The 16,222-nt window shown below is 71.6% G+C and carries 19 protein-coding genes and 1 riboswitch; of the genes, 7 read left to right on the forward strand and 12 right to left on the reverse strand.

The genetic code is table 11. The annotated features are described in order from the left end of the window. The first annotated feature begins 1 nt into the window (after position 1). On the forward strand, positions 2-757 hold the full coding sequence (locus tag OG254_RS11480; protein ID WP_351195015.1) for an SDR family oxidoreductase: 756 nt from the start codon (positions 2-4) through the stop codon (positions 755-757). Positions 758-774: 17 nt separating this feature from the next. Here the strand turns inward: OG254_RS11480 and OG254_RS11485 are convergent, their stop codons facing one another. Then, positions 775-1,512 (reverse strand): SDR family oxidoreductase, encoded by a 738-nt coding sequence (locus OG254_RS11485; RefSeq protein WP_405594946.1) that lies wholly within the window; start codon positions 1,510-1,512, stop codon positions 775-777. Positions 1,513-1,604: 92 nt separating this feature from the next. Here OG254_RS11485 and OG254_RS11490 point away from each other — a divergent pair, with 92 nt between their 5' ends. After that, positions 1,605-2,444: a LysR family transcriptional regulator gene (locus OG254_RS11490; protein ID WP_405580222.1), complete on the forward strand. Its 840-nt coding sequence runs from the start codon at positions 1,605-1,607 to the stop codon at positions 2,442-2,444. Positions 2,445-2,452: 8 nt separating this feature from the next. Here the strand turns inward: OG254_RS11490 and amaP are convergent, their stop codons facing one another. Genes amaP through OG254_RS11515 form a run of 5 tightly spaced genes read right to left on the reverse strand, consistent with a single transcriptional unit; the run spans position 2,453 to position 4,844 of the window. Then, on the reverse strand, positions 2,453-3,040 hold the full coding sequence (amaP, locus tag OG254_RS11495; protein ID WP_405580225.1) for an alkaline shock response membrane anchor protein AmaP: 588 nt from the start codon (positions 3,038-3,040) through the stop codon (positions 2,453-2,455). Continuing rightward, positions 3,037-3,717, reverse strand: coding sequence for a DUF6286 domain-containing protein (locus tag OG254_RS11500; RefSeq protein ID WP_405580227.1), 681 nt, complete (start codon positions 3,715-3,717; stop codon positions 3,037-3,039). Before OG254_RS11500 ends, amaP begins: the two co-directional genes overlap by 4 nt. Beyond that, a complete protein-coding gene (locus OG254_RS11505; protein WP_405580230.1) occupies positions 3,714-4,121 on the reverse strand; it encodes an Asp23/Gls24 family envelope stress response protein in 408 nt (135 codons plus the stop codon). Before OG254_RS11505 ends, OG254_RS11500 begins: the two co-directional genes overlap by 4 nt. Further along, the gene (locus tag OG254_RS11510; RefSeq protein ID WP_351195024.1) at positions 4,118-4,309 is read right to left on the reverse strand and encodes a hypothetical protein; all 192 of its coding nucleotides are present in this window, start codon (positions 4,307-4,309) and stop codon (positions 4,118-4,120) included. Before OG254_RS11510 ends, OG254_RS11505 begins: the two co-directional genes overlap by 4 nt. 52 nt (positions 4,310-4,361) lie before the next feature. Beyond that, complete coding sequence (locus OG254_RS11515) at positions 4,362-4,844, reverse strand: Asp23/Gls24 family envelope stress response protein (protein WP_405580233.1); 483 nt, start codon at positions 4,842-4,844, stop codon at positions 4,362-4,364. Between the two features lie 89 nt (positions 4,845-4,933). Between OG254_RS11515 and OG254_RS11520 the strand changes: the two genes are divergently transcribed. Beyond that, positions 4,934-5,659 carry a nucleopolyhedrovirus P10 family protein gene (locus OG254_RS11520; RefSeq protein WP_405580236.1) on the forward strand — a complete coding sequence of 242 codons (726 nt, stop codon included), beginning with the start codon at positions 4,934-4,936 and terminating at the stop codon, positions 5,657-5,659. 135 nt (positions 5,660-5,794) lie between these two features. On the opposite strand, the gene OG254_RS11525 is transcribed toward OG254_RS11520, so the two are convergent. From OG254_RS11525 to OG254_RS11535, 3 genes are all read right to left on the reverse strand, one after another. Beyond that, positions 5,795-6,598: an enoyl-CoA hydratase/isomerase family protein gene (locus OG254_RS11525; RefSeq protein ID WP_351195027.1), complete on the reverse strand. Its 804-nt coding sequence runs from the start codon at positions 6,596-6,598 to the stop codon at positions 5,795-5,797. 131 nt (positions 6,599-6,729) lie between these two features. Beyond that, positions 6,730-6,951, reverse strand: coding sequence for a helix-turn-helix domain-containing protein (locus tag OG254_RS11530; RefSeq protein ID WP_004002281.1), 222 nt, complete (start codon positions 6,949-6,951; stop codon positions 6,730-6,732). A gap of 335 nt (positions 6,952-7,286) precedes the next feature. Beyond that, the gene (locus OG254_RS11535; RefSeq protein ID WP_405580239.1) at positions 7,287-8,885 is read right to left on the reverse strand and encodes an ABC-F family ATP-binding cassette domain-containing protein; all 1,599 of its coding nucleotides are present in this window, start codon (positions 8,883-8,885) and stop codon (positions 7,287-7,289) included. 396 nt (positions 8,886-9,281) lie between these two features. Here OG254_RS11535 and OG254_RS11540 point away from each other — a divergent pair, with 396 nt between their 5' ends. Continuing rightward, positions 9,282-9,692 (forward strand): VOC family protein, encoded by a 411-nt coding sequence (locus OG254_RS11540; RefSeq protein ID WP_405580242.1) that lies wholly within the window; start codon positions 9,282-9,284, stop codon positions 9,690-9,692. A 13-nt stretch (positions 9,693-9,705) separates the two neighbouring features. Here the strand turns inward: OG254_RS11540 and OG254_RS11545 are convergent, their stop codons facing one another. From OG254_RS11545 to OG254_RS11555, 3 genes are all read right to left on the reverse strand, one after another. Continuing rightward, a complete protein-coding gene (locus OG254_RS11545; RefSeq protein ID WP_405580245.1) occupies positions 9,706-11,121 on the reverse strand; it encodes a hypothetical protein in 1,416 nt (471 codons plus the stop codon). A 243-nt stretch (positions 11,122-11,364) separates the two neighbouring features. Further along, positions 11,365-12,480, reverse strand: a complete 1,116-nt coding sequence (locus OG254_RS11550; protein WP_405580248.1) for an alpha/beta hydrolase — start codon at positions 12,478-12,480, stop codon at positions 11,365-11,367. 139 nt (positions 12,481-12,619) lie between these two features. Next, positions 12,620-13,351: a class II aldolase/adducin family protein gene (locus OG254_RS11555; protein ID WP_405580250.1), complete on the reverse strand. Its 732-nt coding sequence runs from the start codon at positions 13,349-13,351 to the stop codon at positions 12,620-12,622. A 207-nt stretch (positions 13,352-13,558) separates the two neighbouring features. On the opposite strand from OG254_RS11555, the gene OG254_RS11560 reads away from it, so the two are divergent. From OG254_RS11560 to OG254_RS11570, 3 genes are all read left to right on the forward strand, one after another. Beyond that, entirely contained in the window at positions 13,559-14,308 is a 750-nt protein-coding gene (locus OG254_RS11560) for a lysozyme (protein WP_405580253.1), read from the forward strand. A 153-nt stretch (positions 14,309-14,461) separates the two neighbouring features. Then, positions 14,462-15,694, forward strand: coding sequence for an anion permease (locus OG254_RS11565; protein ID WP_405580255.1), 1,233 nt, complete (start codon positions 14,462-14,464; stop codon positions 15,692-15,694). Between the two features lie 37 nt (positions 15,695-15,731). Then, positions 15,732-15,953 carry a hypothetical protein gene (locus OG254_RS11570; protein WP_405580258.1) on the forward strand — a complete coding sequence of 74 codons (222 nt, stop codon included), beginning with the start codon at positions 15,732-15,734 and terminating at the stop codon, positions 15,951-15,953. 116 nt (positions 15,954-16,069) lie between these two features. Beyond that, positions 16,070-16,213: riboswitch (cobalamin riboswitch) on the forward strand. Positions 16,214-16,222: the final 9 nt, after the last annotated feature.

The following is a 16,222-nucleotide window of genomic DNA, read 5'->3' on the forward strand; positions in this document are numbered from 1 at the left end:
CATGGATCTTGGACTGAAGGACCGGGTGTACGTCGTCACGGGGGCCACTCGTGGGCTGGGCAACGCGGCGGCGCGTGAGCTGGTGGCCGACGGGGCGAAGGTCGTGGTGACCGGCCGGGACGAGAAGCGGGTCGCCGACGCGGCGGCCGAACTGGGGCCGAACGCGGTCGGGGTGGCCGTCGGCAACGCCGAGCCGGACGCCGCGGCCCGGCTCATCGCCGCCGCCCGCGACGCCTTCGGCGGGTTCGACGGCATCCTGGTGAGCGTCGGCGGGCCGCCGGCCGGGTTCGTCGCGGACAACACGGACGAGCAGTGGCAGGCGGCGTTCGACTCGGTGTTCCTCGGCGCGGTGCGGCTCGCCCGGGCCGCGGCGGCGGAGCTCGACGAGGGCGGCGTGATCGGGTTCGTGCTGTCGGGGTCGGTGCACGAGCCGATTCCCGGGCTGACCATTTCGAACGGGCTGCGGCCCGGGCTCGCCGGGTTCGCCAAGTCACTCGCGGACGAGCTGGGGCCGCGGGGGATCCGGGTGGTCGGGTTGCTGCCGGCCCGTATCGACACGGACCGGGTGCGGGAGCTGGACGGACTGTCGGCGGACCCGGAGGCCACCCGGGCCGCGAACGCGGCGCGCATTCCGTTGCGGCGGTACGGCTACCCGGAGGAGTTCGGACGCGCGGCGGCGTTCCTGCTGTCGCCGGCCGCGTCCTATCTGACGGGGATCATGCTGCCGGTGGACGGCGGGATGCGGCACGGGTTCTGAGCTTGCTCTTCAGACCCTCACCACGGCACGACTCCGTTGTCGTCGAACATCTGCCCAGTGGGGCCGTCGTCGGGAAGACCCGCCAGCCGGATGGCGATCGCCGCGCCCTGCTCAGGGGTCTGAGTACCGCTGAAACCGTTGAGGTCGGTGGCCACGTAGCCGGGGCAGGCGTTGTTGATCAGGATGTCGGTGCCGCTCAGCTCCTTGGCGTACTGGAGGGTGACGGCGTTGAGGTAGGTCTTCGTCGGCGCGTACCCCCCGCTGATCCCTCCGAGGTCGACACCGGGCGTGCTCTGCAGGGCCAGAGAGCCGACATGGCTGGACTGGTTGACGATCCGCGGGTGTGCCGACCGGCGCAGCAGCGGCAGCATCGCGTTGGTGACCCGGATGACGCCGAAAACGTTGGTCTCCACCAACCGCCGCACGGTCTCCAGGTCGAGGGTCGTGGGCTCCTCCGGCCAACCGCCCGCGACACCGGCGTTGTTGACCAGCACGTCAAGGCGTCCCGCTCGCTCCTCGATCAGCCGCGCCGCGGCGGTCACGCTCGCGTCGTCGGTCACGTCCAGGGTCACGCCGAACGCGTCGGCACCTGCCGCGCGCAGTTTCGCCACGGCGTCCTTCCCGCGGCCCTCGTCCCGGGCGCCGACACCGACGCTCCAGCCAAGTGCGCCCAGCCCGGCCGCGATCTCGTACCCGATTCCCTTGTTCGCGCCGGTGACCAGCGCGATGGTCTTCTTGCTCATGACAGCGAGCATGGCCGCGCCTCGGCCAGGCACCAACACCACTTCGGTGACGTACTCATACCCGGGCGACATGAATCGACCGTCTGCCGAAGTACGGTGCGTGCATGGAAATACGCGAGCTGCGCTACTTCGTCGCCCTCGCCGAGGAACTGCACTTCGGCAGGGCCGCCCAGCGTCTGGAGATGGCCCAGCCGCCCCTGTCCCGCGCGATCGCCCGGCTCGAACGGCAGCTCGGGGTCAAGCTGTTGGAGCGCACCACCCGCAAGGTCTCACTCACCGAAGCCGGGGCCGTACTGCTGGCCGAAGGGCGCGCGATCCTCGGCGCGGTGACGGCAGCCGAGCGGCGTACCCAGCAGGCTGCGCAAAGGCGCCCCCGCCTCGTCCTCGCCGTCAAATCCGGCACCGCCGGCGAGTTGCTGGCCAAACTGCTCGACGCCTACCGCGCGGAGCCCGGCGCGGCCACCGTCGATCTGCTGCTCTGCGAGGCGCACCAGCAACAGACATTGCTGCAGGACGGGCAGGCCGACGTGGCTCTGCTGCACTTGCCGTTCGATTCAACGGCCGGACTCGACAGCGAAACCCTGTACGCCGAGGGGCAGGTGGCGATCCTGCCCGCCTCGCATCCACTCGCCGGCCGCTCCGAGATCCGGATGGCCGAGGTCACCGCACTGCCGGAACTCCCGATGGCTCGCTGGCCCGATCCCGACGGCACGTACCCGCAGGGGCCAGGGGCCGAGGTACGGAACCTGACACAGCTCTTCCAGCTGATCGCGCTCGGCCGTACCACCGCGATCATGCCCGAGTCCGCCGGCACCGACCTGCGCCGGGATCTCGCCGCCGTGCCGGTCCTGGACGCTCCACCCGTGACCACGGTGATCGCGTGGCCGTCGCACAGCCGACGTCGCGCGGTCGCCGACCTGATCCGCGTGGCCACACAGAGCTGAGCGGCCGGTCAACTGACCCTTTCGGCACCGTGCTTGACGCCCTTCAGACGGACCTCCGTCGGCAGTGCCGCGAGGCCCGCCGAGGTGCGGGCGTGCGCGAGGGCCTGGGTGGTGAGGTCGTTCAGCGCCGTCCCCGGGTCGACATGGGGTGCCAGCAGGAGCCGTACCCGGGTCTCCGGAGTGCTGCGCCGGCCCGTCAGGTGGACGTGGGCGCGTTGGACACCCTCCAGGCCCGCCGCCTCGCTCGCCAGCACGCTCTCCAGGGCCCGGCCCCGCAGCAGTGCGCCCTCGCCGTCCCCGGTGTCCACCAGGACCTCCGCCAGGCGGCGCCGGCGCAGCTCCGCGGTCAGCCACCACAGGGCGAGCAGGACCAGGACGGCCAGTACGGCGATGACCGTCGGCCACCACCAGCCGTCGTCCCGCCAGTGCGTGCGCTCGGCGTCGCTGAGCAGGACGTCGTGCCGGTCGTCGTGGATCCACCAGGACGGAGCCGGGGCTCCCAGTCCCACGGCGAGCACCGAGCCGCCGAGCACGAACAGCACCAGTCCGACCAGCCCGATCAGCACGCGGTTGACCACCCTGAGCACGGCCCTCACCCCTTCCGTCCGAGCCGGCGTACATGCACCGACAGCGCGGGCGGGCGGGACAGCCCGAGGCCCCTGATCGCGTCGGCGAGCGTGGCGTCCAGGTCGGCGCGTACGTCGTCCAGGTCGCGGAAGTGCGAGACCGCGCGGACGTCGGCCCGCCCCCGCCCCATCCGCACCCGTACCGACTGGACCCCGGAGATCTCCATGGCCCGGTCGCGCAGGACCAGGGCGGCCAGGTCGCGGTGGAGTCCGGCGCGTACGTCGGTGTGGGTGCGGCGCATCGGCAGCACCTGCCGCAGGCCGGGCGTGGCGGCCAGGACGAGCAGCCAGAGGCCGAGGACGGCGACGACACCCGCCCCGACCAGGACCCAGATGTCGTCGAGGGGGCGCTCGGCGAGCTGGTGGGCCAGTCCCCGGCGCCAGCGCATCCCGGGCCGGTCGGCCCGCACGGCCGCGATGTCGTACAGGAAGACGCCCGCGAGGAACAGCAGCACGAGTGCAATGATCGCGGCCGGGATCCGGCGGGCCGACCAGAAGCGGCGCTCGCGTCCGCCGTCGCCGTCGAGTGCGGTCGGCGGCTCGTAGTCCGCCGCCGACGCCGACTGGTCGAGTGGCTCGGGTCCGGTCTCCTTCTCCAGGACCGGGAGTCGTTGCGTGGTGCCCTCGGACCCCTGGGACTCGCTCATCGCGTCCTCCCCTGTGCCGCGCCCTGTCCGGGCGCCGGGTGCAGCCGCTCCACGTGCACGGCGACCTCCGGCACCTCCATGCCCACCAACGCGCCTACCCGCTCCACGACCCGCCGACGCACGGCCGCGCACCGGGAGCCGATGTCGGTGGGGTATTCGAGCTCGACATGGACGCGGACCCGGGCCGCGTCGACGGTGGTCCCCTGCGCGGCCTGGGGACGCACGACGACATGGGCGTAGGGCCGGGCGGCGTCCTCGGGAAGCGGCCCCACGGCCTCGCGCGCCGCCTGGGAGGCGATCTTCGCGACGACCCGGTCGGCGATCCGGGTCGACCCGCGCTCACCGGCCAGGACGACGGTGGCAGGTCTGCCTGTTTCCGTGGCCTGCGCGCTCACGGACGTCACCGCCGGTCGCGTCGGCCGTCACGCGGGCGGAAGAAGTCGCCGAGTTCGTAGTCCCCCTCCAGGAACCGGCCGACGCCGAACCCGATCGCGCCCAGCGCCGCCACCAGCAGGAAGGCGCCGAACCCGCCGAAGTACCCGGCGAAGCCCAACACCATGCCGGCGATCATGCCGAGCAAGGCCTTGCTCATGGTGCACTCCGTTCGGTTGTCGGTGGCGCCGGTGCCTCACCGGATCCGGATGTCACTGGAGCCGCGACTCCGGCTCTTCATCCTCTTCCTCGGGAAGCTTCACATCACTCACCGCGATGTTGACCTCGACGACTTCGAGTCCCGTCATCCGCTCGACGGCGGCGACCACGTTCTCCCGAACGGCCCGTGCCACGTCGCCGATCGACACGCCGTAGTCGACGACGATCTCCAGGTCGAGCGCGGTCTGCACCTCGCCGACCTCGACCTTGACGCCGCGGGTCACGGATTTCGCCGTGCCGGGCACCCGTTCCCGTACGGCGCCGAAGGTACGGCTCATCCCGCTGCCCATCGCGTGCACACCGACCACGTCGCGGGCCGCCATGCCGGCGATCTTCTCGACCACGCCGTCGGCGATGGTGGTCCGCCCGCGGCCGGCCGGGTCCCCGCCGCCGCGCTTGGTGGTCCTGCGCGCCGACGCCACGCTCGACGCGGTCTCCTCAGGGTTCTGCGTCCGGTTCTGCTCCATGTCGGTCATCGCCGTACGTCCCTTTCGGTTTGTCGTTCCCTTGACCACCGTAAGCGCGGTTGCCGCACTACGCTCCGGGGATGCGGCAGGCTGGAGGAATGACGACGGCGGACGGGTGGACGCAGGGAGTGCGGCGGCATCAGGTGGGGCTCGGAAGGCTGCTGCCGTTGGGCGGAGCGCACGACGGCGTGTGGATCTCCGAGGAGGCGGCCGAGGCGGTACTGCGGCGCGCGGCCATGGTCATGCGCGGGGTACGCCTCGACGCACTGCGGATCGTGCTCAGCGACCCGGAGCACGCCAGCGAGGCCGCCGTACTGCCACCGCCGAGCGCGCTGCCGCCGGGCCCGCTGCGGGTGACGGCCGACTTCGCGGCGACGGCGGCCGAGCCGCTGCCGGCGACGGCGGACCGGCTGCGCGCCCTGCTGGCCGCGGCGGCGACGGAACGCCTCGGGCTGAAGGTGACCGAGGTGGATCTGAGGGTGACGGCCCTGCTCGACGAGGACGCCGAACCCGCTTCCGTACGGCAGCCGGAGCCGGCACAGGCTGCCGAGCCCGGGACCGGCGACGAGGAGCGCGTCACCGCCGCGGCCCTGGCGGTCCCGGGGGTGAGTGAACTGACCGGCGCCCTGGGCGGGTTGGGGCAGGCGGTGCACATCGAGACGCGGCACGGCACGGCCGTACTGCCGCACCGGCATGTGCGCGTGGAGATCGCGGTGAGCGGGGACCACCGGGCCCTGGACGTGGCCCGGGAGGTCCGCAAGAGGGTGCGCACGGCGTTGGCGGATCATCCGACGGTGGCCGTGCTGGTGACGGCCGTCGGCTGACCGGCCGGCGGCCCGAACAGTCAGGCGAAGTCCCTGCGGATCGGCAGCGCCGCCCAGGGGCGCGGCGAACCGCGCGACCGGCCATGCCGGCCCCGCGGACAAGCGACGACATCACCCGGCACTGCCGGCGGACCGCTATTCGCCGAGGCCGGCCAGGTCCCGCAGCCGTCGCGCCTGCGCGGCCCGCTCGGCACCGCGCTGCTCGTCGTACGTGCGGTCCAGGGCACCACGGATCAGCGCCTTGGTCTCGACGACGGCGTCGCGCGGCGCGGCCACGATCGCCCCCGCCAGATCGCGTACGGCGTCGTCGAGCTGGTCGGCGGGCACCGCGAGGTTGGCGAGTCCGCTGTTCACAGCTTCCTCGGCCAGCACGAATCGCCCCGTCACACAGATCTCCAGCGCGCGGCCGTAGCCGACCAGCCCGACGAGCGGATTCGTGCCCGTCAGGTCCGGCACCAGCCCGAGGCTGGTCTCGCGCATGGCGAACTGCACGTCGTCGGCGACGACGCGCATGTCACAGGCGAGCGCGAGCTGGAAGCCCGCCCCGATGGCGTAGCCCTGCACGGCGGCGATGGACACGAGGTCGTTACGCCGCCACCAGGTGAAACCCTCCTGGAACTCGGCGATGGCAGCGTCGAGTTCACCGTCGCTGCTGCGCGCGAGATCCATGAACGAGGTCTCGCCCTCGATCCCCTCGGGCGTGAACATCTGCCGGTCGAGTCCGGCGGAGAAGGCCTTGCCCTCGCCGCGCAGCACAACGACCCGCACATTGCCCGGCAGAACCCGCCCGGCCTCGGCGAGCGTCCGCCACATGGCGGGGCTCTGTGCATTGCGCTTGGCCGGGTCGGTCAGCGTCACCGTGGCGATCGCGCCGTCGACGGTGAGCCGTACGCCGTTCTTGTCGAGCAGGGGAGCGAAGTCCTGGTCGGGCGAAGCCATGGGGTGCCTCCGATGCGTGCGGTCATCGCGGGATGCCCGGAGGGCATCCACTAAGTGACTGCACAGTAACCACCCGGTCGATCAGAGAACCGACCGGGTGGCCACCATCGAAGCCGATGGGCCGCCCGGGCTCAGGACGACGCGGCCTTTTTGCCCCGCGTCGCCCCGCCACGCCCACGGAGCGTGACGCCCGATTCGCTGAGCATCCGGTGTACGAAGCCATACGAGCGACCGGTTTCCTCGGCCAGCGCCCGAATGCTCGCACCGGAGTCGTACTTCTTCTTCAGGTCTGCCGCGAGCTTGTCGCGCGCGGCGCCGGTTACCCGGCTGCCCTTCTTCAGAGTCTCGGCCACCCGTGCCTCCTCATGGGAAGTGCGCTCTGGTCTCCTCATGATCACCCCTCCGGGGCTTCATGGCCACCCATTCGGCAAGGTCCGTGAGACATGGTTTTGACGACAGGAGCACATCCCCACATGCGGAATCTCAAATTCCGCAGTGTGGCGTCCGTACGGCCGAACGGGTTCTTTTACGAAGTACCAGGTCAGCGTCGTGCCGCGGCCGAGCCCTTGTCGATAAAGGAAACGGCCGCGAAATCGATGTAGCACACACCTCGGTACGAGGAGATCTCACACAGATGATGGATCACCGATGGGCCGAATGATCCATAGCCCGTTGATCACGCATTCGATCAAGCGAGGGCGACGAGATCCGCGTAGTCGGCGCCCCACAGGTCCTCGACGCCGTCCGGCAGCAGAATGATCCGCTCCGGCTGGAGCGCCTCGACGGCGCCCTCGTCGTGGGTGACGAGGACGACGGCGCCCTTGTAGGTGCGCAGCGCGCCGAGGATCTCCTCGCGGCTGGCCGGGTCGAGGTTGTTGGTGGGCTCGTCGAGCAGGAGGACGTTCGCCGACGACACCACGAGGGTGGCGAGGGCGAGCCGGGTCTTCTCGCCGCCGGAGAGGACACCGGCGGGCTTGTCGACGTCGTCGCCGGAGAACAGGAACGAGCCGAGCGTCTTGCGGATCTCGACCAGGTCCAGGTCGGGGGAGGCGGAGCGCATGTTCTCCAGGACCGTGCGCTCCGGGTCGAGGGTCTCGTGCTCCTGCGCGTAGTAGCCGAGCTTGAGGCCGTGGCCCTCGATCACCTCGCCGGTGTCGGGCTTCTCGACGCCGCCGAGGAGGCGCAGGAGGGTGGTCTTGCCGGCGCCGTTGAGGCCGAGGATGACGACCCGGGAGCCCTTGTCGATGGCCAGGTCGACGTCGGTGAAGATCTCCAGCGAGCCGTACGACTTCGACAGGCCCTCGGCGGTCAGCGGGGTCTTGCCGCAGGGCGCGGGGTCCGGGAAGCGGAGCTTGGCGACCTTGTCGGAGACGCGGACCGCCTCGAGGCCGGCGAGCAGTCGGTCGGCGCGCTTCGCCATGTTCTGCGCGGCGACGGTCTTGGTGGCCTTGGCGCGCATCTTGTCGGCCTGCGAGTGCAGCGCGGCGGCCTTCTTCTCGGCGTTCTGCCGCTCGCGCTTGCGGCGCTTCTCGTCGGCCTCGCGCTGCTGCTGGTAGAGCTTCCAGCCCATGTTGTAGACGTCGATCTGGGCGCGGTTGGCGTCCAGGTAGAACACCTTGTTCACGACCGTCTCGACCAGGTCGACGTCGTGGGAGATCACGATGAAGCCGCCGCGGTAGGTCTTGAGGTAGTCGCGCAGCCAGACGATCGAGTCGGCGTCCAGGTGGTTGGTCGGCTCGTCGAGCAGGAGCGTGTCCGCGTCGGAGAACAGGATGCGGGCGAGCTCGATACGGCGGCGCTGACCGCCGGAGAGCGTGTGCAGCGGCTGGCCGAGCACTCGGTCGGGCAGGTTGAGCGCGGCGGCGATGGTGGCGGCCTCGGCCTCGGCGGAGTACCCGCCCTTGGTGAGGAACTCGGTCTCCTGGCGCTCGTACTGCCTGAGCGCCTTCTCGCGGGTGGCGCCCTGGCCGCCCGCGATGCGCTGTTCGTTGTCGCGCATCTTGCGGATCAGTACGTCCAGACCGCGCGCGGACAGGACGCGGTCGCGGGCGAGGACGTCGAGGTCGCCGGTGCGGGGGTCCTGGGGGAGGTAGCCGACCTCGCCGGAGCGGGTGATGTTGCCTGCGGCGGGGATGCCGTCGCCGGCGAGGCACTTGGTGAGGGTGGTCTTGCCGGCGCCGTTACGACCGACCAGGCCGATGCGGTCGCCCTTGGCGACGCGGAAGGTCGCGGACTCGATGAGGACGCGCGCACCGGCGCGCAGCTCGATACCGGAGGCGGAGATCACGGACAGACTCCAAGGCGGGGGAAGGTGGCGGGATGGGCGGCTGAGGACGTTCCCGCCGTCTAATGCGCGAGGAGAATGGCCATGAGGCCAGTCTAACGGGGCCGTGCAACCACTTTTTCTGGGATCGGGTGTGCGGACCGGGCCGCCCGCCCGTCCAGGGCACGTCGGGGCAGGACTGGGCCATGAGGGGCGTCCTGCCGTGATGTTCGGCACGTGCGGTCCACGGCAAGGTGCCGGGGCCTCTTCCCCGTTCGGCAGTTCGGCCGGAGTCGCGGGCGCTGCTCACGAGCCGTTGTCAGTGGTCGCTGCAAGACTGGGCAGCGGCTCGAAATCCGGTCGAGGGTCGGCGGTCGCCGGCTGTGGACCACGGCGATTGATCACAAAGGGGTGATCGGCATGGCAGGCACGAGCGGCGGGCGTCCGACTATCTATCCGACGCTGCGGTACGCGGACGCGAAGGCGGCGATCAAGCAGCTCACGGAGGCCTTCGGGTTCACGGAGCTCGCGGTGTACGAGGGCGAGGACGGCTCGGTGGCGCACGCCGAGCTGGTGCAGGGCAACGGCGCGGTGATGCTGGGTTCGAAGGGCACCGGCAGCACCTTCGACAAGGCGATGCGGGAGGGCACGACGGGGGTGTACGTCGTCGTGGACGATGTCGACGCACACCACCGGCGGGCCGTGGAGCACGGCGCGGAGATCCTGATGCCCCCGACGGACCAGGACTACGGCTCGCGGGACTACATGGCCCGGGACCTGGAGGGCAATGTGTGGAGCTTCGGCACGTACGCCCCCGAGATCAAGGGCTGAGCGCCGGTCCGGCTCAGCTCCCCCCGGTGTGCACCTGGAAGGCGGCGCGGCGCACGGCTTTCGCGAGGGCCGGGTCGGGGTGCGCGGCGGCGAGCGCGACCAGGACCTGAACGGTGCGGGGGTGTCCGACGGCGCGCACCTCGGTGAGGAGCGCGGGCACGGTCGGCTGGACCGCGGACTCCAGGTGCCGTACGAGCATCGGGGCCTCGCCGTGGTCGGCGACGGCGGCGGCGGTGTCGACCCACAGCCAGGTGGCCTCTTCCCGGGTGAGCACCTCATGGGCGTCCTCGGGGTCGACGCCGTCGTGCTCGGCGAGCCACAGCAGGGCGTACGGCCGCAGGGTGGGCTCGTCGACGACGGCGTGTACGTCGGGCTCGGCGGGGGCGCCGACGACGCGCAGCGCCTCGAAGGCGAGGCCGCGCAGGAGGGCGTCGTCGCCGCGGGCGGCGCCGAGGAGTTCGGTGACGGCGCTGCCGACGGGGCGGGCGGCGAGCCAGGCGCGGTACTCGTCGCGGGCGGCGTTCGGGCGGAGCTGGGCGCAGCCGCGGAGCATGTCCTCGGCCGCCTGCTCGATGTTCCCGGCGGGGCTCTGGGCGGCGACGCAGATCTGCTCCAGCTTGACCCAGACCGCCCAGCTGCCCAGCGGGGTGAGCGTGGCCTGTCCGTCGCCGCAGGTGAGGGCGCCGACGGAGGTGAGGGCGTGCAGGGCCCAGTCGAGGAGCGGGGCGAGGGGGGTGTCCTCGACGGCGGCCGAGATGCCGGCCGGGGCGACGACCGGCTCGGGCTGCGGCCCGTAGGCGATCTCGCATCTCTCGGTGCGCAGCTCCATGACGCGCTGCTCCAGCAGGTCCAGGAGCTGCTCGACGGGGACGGGCCCGGCGGACAGCTGGAGGAAGGAGAGCACCTGGGGCAGGGCCGAGACGACGTCGGCGACGGCACCGTGTTCGAGGTCGTCGGGTTCGGGGTGGGCGAGCGACCAGGCGTCGAAGAGAGCGACCCAGCCACGCAGGACGGCGCTGTCGTCGCGGTCCCAGGCGCGCAGCCGCCAGCCGGGGCGGGCGCTGTCGCCGTGCACCTCGACGAGACCGGCGAGCCGCGCGGTGTCCCAGTCGGCGCGCACCTGAGCCACGGTCAGGCCCAGGTCACCGGCGGCCCGTTCGGCGGTCGCGTCGGAGAGGGTGCCTTGGCCGTCGGAGTGCGTGCCGCCCCGGCCGGGGCTCAGTGCGGTGTCGGCCCAGTGGGCTACGCGGGCCGCGGCGGCCAGACCCGAGCGAGCCATTCTGGCCAGCTCGGCGCGGGCCGGTGTGCCCTCCGGGGGGCGCGGTGCGGGGCGGCGTGGGCGCCGCTGGTTCACAGCTCTGGGGGCGGCGGCCAGGGGTCGCGGGCGGACGAGTCGAAGCCTGGAGTCGCGCGGGATACGGGACGTCACGGGTGCAGTCTTCCGGTTGACGGTCCGAAAACCCAAACGGAATGTCACGAGGGGCGACGGGGATGGCCAACGCACGGGGTCCGGCGAGCGGCTGAGGACCGATAACAGGCCACTGGTACGGGCTTAAACGGAATCTGTCCGACCGGTGCGGAAGGGGGTGTCGCCGAGGGGGGTGACGGGAGGCGGAGGGACGGCCGCACAGGCGACGCGCCGGCAGTCCGGGCCGCCGCGCACCGAGGGACGTCACATGAGCGGCGTCATGAAGCGGCGCAGGGACTCCTCGTAGGACTCGGGGTCGGCGTTCCACATGGCCGCGTGGGGGGCTCGATCGACCCGCTGGAGGGTCACCAGGTTGGGGTGGGCGTCGGCGAGACGGCGGGAGAGGGCCCAGGGCGCCACCCGGTCGTCGGGGCCGTGGAAGACCAGCGTCGGCACCGTCAGGGGGGCGAGGGCCTGGCCGTCGGCGTTCAGGCCGGTGCGGCCCTGTGCCGCGCGGACCGCGAGCGGCAGCAGCGCGCTCGGCGTGTGCCGGGCGGTGGCGAGGGCGCGCAGGGTGGCCTCCCAGCTGAGCACCGGGGAGTCCAGCACGAGGCCGGAGATCCGGTCGCGCAGCCCCGAGCGCGCGGCGGCGCGCAGCGCCATCGTCGCGCCGGTGGACCAGCCGAGCAGGACGAGTTGCTTGGCGCCGTACCGCACGGCGTAGCGCATCGCCGCGTCCAGGTCCCGCCACTCGGTCTCGCCGAGGTGGTTCAGGCCGTCCGACGGGCGGGGTGCGCCGAGGTCGCCGCGGTAGCCGAGGGCGAGGACCGGGAAGTGGCGGCCGCTCAGGAACTCCATGACGTTCATGGCGTGTTCGCGGGTGGTGCCGAGGCCGTGCACGGCGATGACCCAGGTGTCCCGTGCGGCGGGGACGAACCATGCGGGCAGGGAGCCGAGTTCGCCGGGGATGTCGACGTCGGCGTGGTCGAGACCGAGGGCGGCGCTCGGGTTGCCGACGTGCACGTTCGGGGTGAGCCAGACGCTGTCGCCGGGCTTGAGTGTGCCGTGGGTGACGCGTTCGAGTCGGCGTACGACGGTGTCGGCGGAGTGCCTCGCCGCGGCGAGGACGGGGCCGACGACCGCGTGCGAGCCGTCGCCGGAGAGGCCGTAGATGCCGGGGCGCAGGGAGGCCAGATGGCGGGTGAGCGCGATCTGGCCGGCGGCCGTGGCGTGCACGGTGAGCCGGGGTTCGGTGGGCAGGGGCCTGCCGGCGGGAGCCGTCAGCGCGGCCCCACTGGCGAACCGCCCGGCGGCGACGCTCGCGGCGCCGGCGGCCAGAGCCACGGTGACGGCAGCGGCCGTCGCTTTGACAGTGCGCACCCCTCCAGTGTCCGGGCGGACGGGAGGAGCGGCCAGTGGGAGGGCGACCTGGGGTGAGGCCGGGGGTGGGGCGTCCCCGTGCCGGGAGGGGGCTGGGCGGGGGTGGGGCGCGGCCCGGCGCCGGGCGGGTCCACAGGCATCACCCCCGCTGCCCGTACCCCCGCAACCGCTCCCCCACCTCCGCCACCTGCCCCTGCGACAGCAGCGTCGGTGTCAGTCCCGGCACGCTCGACGCCGTCAGCCACACGCGGCACATCCACTCCAGCTGGGCCGTGCGGTCGTAGGCCTGGTCCAGGGTCGTGCCGTAGGCGACCGTGCCGTGGTTCTGGAGGAGGCAGGCGGTGCGGTCGGTGAGGGCACGGAGCATGTTCTCGGCCAACTCATCGGTGCCGTACGTCGCATATGGGGCAACCCGCACCGGCCCGCCGAGCGCCGCGGCCATGTAGTGGATCAGCGGGAGCTCCGGCACCAGCGTCGACACCGCCGTGGCATGGACCGCGTGAGTGTGGACGACGGCGCCGGCGTCCGTGGCGCGGTAGATCGCCAGATGCATCGGCAGCTCGCTCGTCGGCACGAGCGAGCCGAGCACCCGATCCCCAGCCAGGTCGACCCCCGTCACGTCCTCCGGCGACAGCCGGTCGTACGGCACCCCCGACGGCGTGACCAGCACCGTGTCCCCGACCCGCACCGAGAGATTGCCGGACGTGCCCACGACGAGCCCCTCGGAGACGGTCCTGCGTGCCGTCACCACGAGGGCCTCCCAGGCCTCCGTCTCCTCGGGGCGCACACTCCTGCCCCACGCCTCCCCCACTTCCTGTGAGCCCTCCCGTGCATCCCGCTCGCCCCGCTGATCCCGCCGCTCCTCAACCATGCGGCGATCCTGCCAGCCGCCGCGTCGACATGGCGTCAAGTCGCCGCAGGGGCGGCGCACTCTAAGGGGGAACTCCGGCCTCCGGCAGGGCGCACAAGGGGATACACCACCCCCGCCCTCGCCTTGGCCTGAGATCGATCAGCTTTCAACGATCTTCCAGTAGCCTCTGGGGGATTTGTCGCACGCGTAGCCATTCCGGGGGGAAATATGGCCCGTGATCACAAACCGTCCCGCCACCGCTCCCGACTCATAGCGATATCCGTGGCGGCCCTCACCCTCAGCGGAACCGCACTCGCCGAGATCCCGGCGGCGGCCGCGAGCAAGCCCAAGGGGCACGACGTCTCTTCCCATCAGAAGAACGTCAACTGGCAGAGCTCGAAGGCCAAGGGCGCCAGGTTCGTCTACGTCAAGGCGACCGAGTCCCACACCTACCGCAACCCGTACTTCGGCCAGCAGTACAACGGCTCCCGCAACGCGGGCCTGATCCGCGGCGCGTACCATTTCGCGCTGCCGAACAAGTCGTCGGGCAAGACCCAGGCCGCCTTCTTCGTGCGCAACGGCGGCGGCTGGCGGTCGGACGGCTGGACCCTGCCGCCCGCCCTGGACATCGAGTACAACCCGTACGGCAGGCAGAAGTGCTACGGACTGAGCAAGGCGAAGATGGTCAGCTGGATCCAGTCCTTCAGCAACGAGATGAAGCGGCTGACCGGCCGCCGCCCGGTGATCTACACCACCACGCACTGGTGGAACAACTGCACCGGCACCAGCCGCACCTTCGCCTCGAACCACGCGCTGTGGATAGCCCGCTACGACTCCGCGACCGCGGGGGCGCTGCCGGCCGGATGGCGGTACTGGACCCTCTGGCAGTACGACAACGCCAGCGGCAGCCTGCCGGGTGATCAGAATCTCTTCAACGGCTCCATGACCCAGCTGAGGAAGTTCGCCCGAGGCTACTGACCGTGCGGCGCCTGGGCCGCGCGTCGACCGGCGGGGTCGGGGTCACCTCACCCGGCCGCTCCGGACACCGTGCGGCCCACCCCAGTTCACCTTTCGTTCACTCAGGTTACCTACGTTCGTCCAGCCAATGACCTCGAACGATTGCCTGGGTAAATGGAAAACTTCTCGCTGATCCTCGCGATTGTGGTGGTCACCGCACTCGCGTTCGATTTCACGAACGGTTTCCACGACACCGCCAACGCGATGGCCACCACCATCTCGACCGGTGCGCTCAAGCCCAAGGTCGCGGTGGCCATGTCCGCCGTACTGAACCTTGTCGGCGCCTTCCTCTCCGTGGAGGTCGCCAACACGATCTCCAAAGGTCTCGTCGACGAGACCGGCATACGCCCCGAGGTCATATTCGCCGCGTTGGTCGGCGCGATCCTCTGGAACCTGCTGACCTGGCTGGTGGGCCTGCCCTCCAGCTCCTCGCACGCCCTGATGGGCGGTCTGATCGGCGCCACCATCGCCTCGGCCGGCGTCGGCGCGGTCCACGGCGACGTGCTCGTCACCAAGGTGCTGATCCCGGCGATCGCCGCGCCGCTGGTCGCGGGCATCGCCGCGCTGCTCGCCACCCGCCTGATGTACACCCTCGGCAAGAAGGCCGACGGCAAAGCCGCCGCCAAGGGCTACCGCACCGGCCAGATCGCCTCCGCCGGCCTGGTCTCGCTCGCCCACGGCACCAACGACGCGCAGAAGACGATGGGCATCATCACCCTCGCCCTGGTCGCCGGCGGCGCCGTCGCCCCCGACTCCGACCCGCCCATGTGGGTCATCCTCTCCGCGGGCCTGGCCATCGCGCTCGGCACCTACCTCGGCGGCTGGCGCATCATCCGCACCATGGGCAAGGGCCTGACCGACCTTCAGCCGCAGCAGGGCTTCGCCGCCCAGACCAGCGCGGCCACCGTCATCCTGGCCTCCTCCCACCTCGGCTTCTCCCTCTCCACCACGCACTCCGTCTCCGGCTCGGTGATGGGCGCCGGCCTCGGCCGCAAGGGCGGCGTCGTCCGCTGGTCGACGGCCACCCGGATGTTCGTCGCCTGGGGCCTGACCCTCCCGGCCGCAGCCCTGGTGGGCGCGCTCGCGGAGTACGTGACGGGCTTCGGCGCCTGGGGCACGGCCGTGGTCGCCGTCTTCCTGATCGCCTCCAGCGCCGCGATCTGGAAGCTCTCCCGCCGCGAGGTCGTCGACCACACGAACGTCAACGAGTCCGACGAGCCGGCAGGCGTCGTCACCACCGCCATCGCCGCCGTGACCCCGCCCCCGGCAGGCACGGCCACCGAGGACCTCACGGCCACGATCCCGGCCCCGTCCTCCGAGCCCGCGCCCTCGCAGGCCACGGTCTGACCCCCGCCCCGTTACCGGCTCCCAAGAAAGAAGAAGCATGAAGATCGACTGGGCGGCTCTCGGCTCCGTCTTCGGCGTCAGCCTCGTGATCACGGTGGCCCTGGTGGGCCTGTTCACCCTCGGCATCGCGGGCCTGTCCCGCCGCGAACGGGCCGCGGCCCAGGGCGACTCGGCCGCACTCGCGGTCACGGGCGCGTACGCGTGCTTCGCGGCGTGCACGGCGGCGGTGGCCTACGGGATCTATCTGATCGTGGCCTGACGCAGCGCGCACACCACCTGAAACACCCGAGGTGCGGGACGGATCACCGTCCCGCACCTCAGTGCTGTGTGGGCCTTCGCACACTCTTCCCTCGCAGGTCAACGGCAAGTTGACGCCCCTTCCAACCCCGTGGTGGACTGCCGGGGCCAAGTACGGCGGCAGAAGAGGAAGCCGGTGTGAATCCGGCGCGGTCCCGCCACTGTCACCGGGGTAGAAAGCCCCGGGAGCCAGGAACTCTCGCCGCCGGTCTCGTCGTACCAGGGCGCGGA

Origin of the sequence: Streptomyces sp. NBC_01092 (assembly GCF_045039535.1) — a bacterium.
In the GTDB taxonomy this organism is placed as follows: domain Bacteria; phylum Actinomycetota; class Actinomycetes; order Streptomycetales; family Streptomycetaceae; genus Streptomyces.

Coding starts and splice junctions, on each gene's coding strand:
- OG254_RS11480 (WP_351195015.1), top strand. CDS start 2: ATGGATCTTGGACTGAAGGACCGGGTGTACGTCGTCACGGGGGCCACT.
- OG254_RS11485 (WP_405594946.1), bottom strand. CDS start 1,512: ATGCTCGCTGTCATGAGCAAGAAGACCATCGCGCTGGTCACCGGCGCG.
- OG254_RS11490 (WP_405580222.1), top strand. CDS start 1,605: ATGGAAATACGCGAGCTGCGCTACTTCGTCGCCCTCGCCGAGGAACTG.
- OG254_RS11500 (WP_405580227.1), bottom strand. CDS start 3,717: ATGAGCGAGTCCCAGGGGTCCGAGGGCACCACGCAACGACTCCCGGTC.
- OG254_RS11510 (WP_351195024.1), bottom strand. CDS start 4,309: ATGAGCAAGGCCTTGCTCGGCATGATCGCCGGCATGGTGTTGGGCTTC.
- OG254_RS11515 (WP_405580233.1), bottom strand. CDS start 4,844: ATGACCGACATGGAGCAGAACCGGACGCAGAACCCTGAGGAGACCGCG.
- OG254_RS11520 (WP_405580236.1), top strand. CDS start 4,934: ATGACGACGGCGGACGGGTGGACGCAGGGAGTGCGGCGGCATCAGGTG.
- OG254_RS11525 (WP_351195027.1), bottom strand. CDS start 6,598: ATGGCTTCGCCCGACCAGGACTTCGCTCCCCTGCTCGACAAGAACGGC.
- OG254_RS11540 (WP_405580242.1), top strand. CDS start 9,282: ATGGCAGGCACGAGCGGCGGGCGTCCGACTATCTATCCGACGCTGCGG.
- OG254_RS11555 (WP_405580250.1), bottom strand. CDS start 13,351: ATGGTTGAGGAGCGGCGGGATCAGCGGGGCGAGCGGGATGCACGGGAG.
- OG254_RS11560 (WP_405580253.1), top strand. CDS start 13,559: ATGGCCCGTGATCACAAACCGTCCCGCCACCGCTCCCGACTCATAGCG.
- OG254_RS11565 (WP_405580255.1), top strand. CDS start 14,462: ATGGAAAACTTCTCGCTGATCCTCGCGATTGTGGTGGTCACCGCACTC.
- OG254_RS11570 (WP_405580258.1), top strand. CDS start 15,732: ATGAAGATCGACTGGGCGGCTCTCGGCTCCGTCTTCGGCGTCAGCCTC.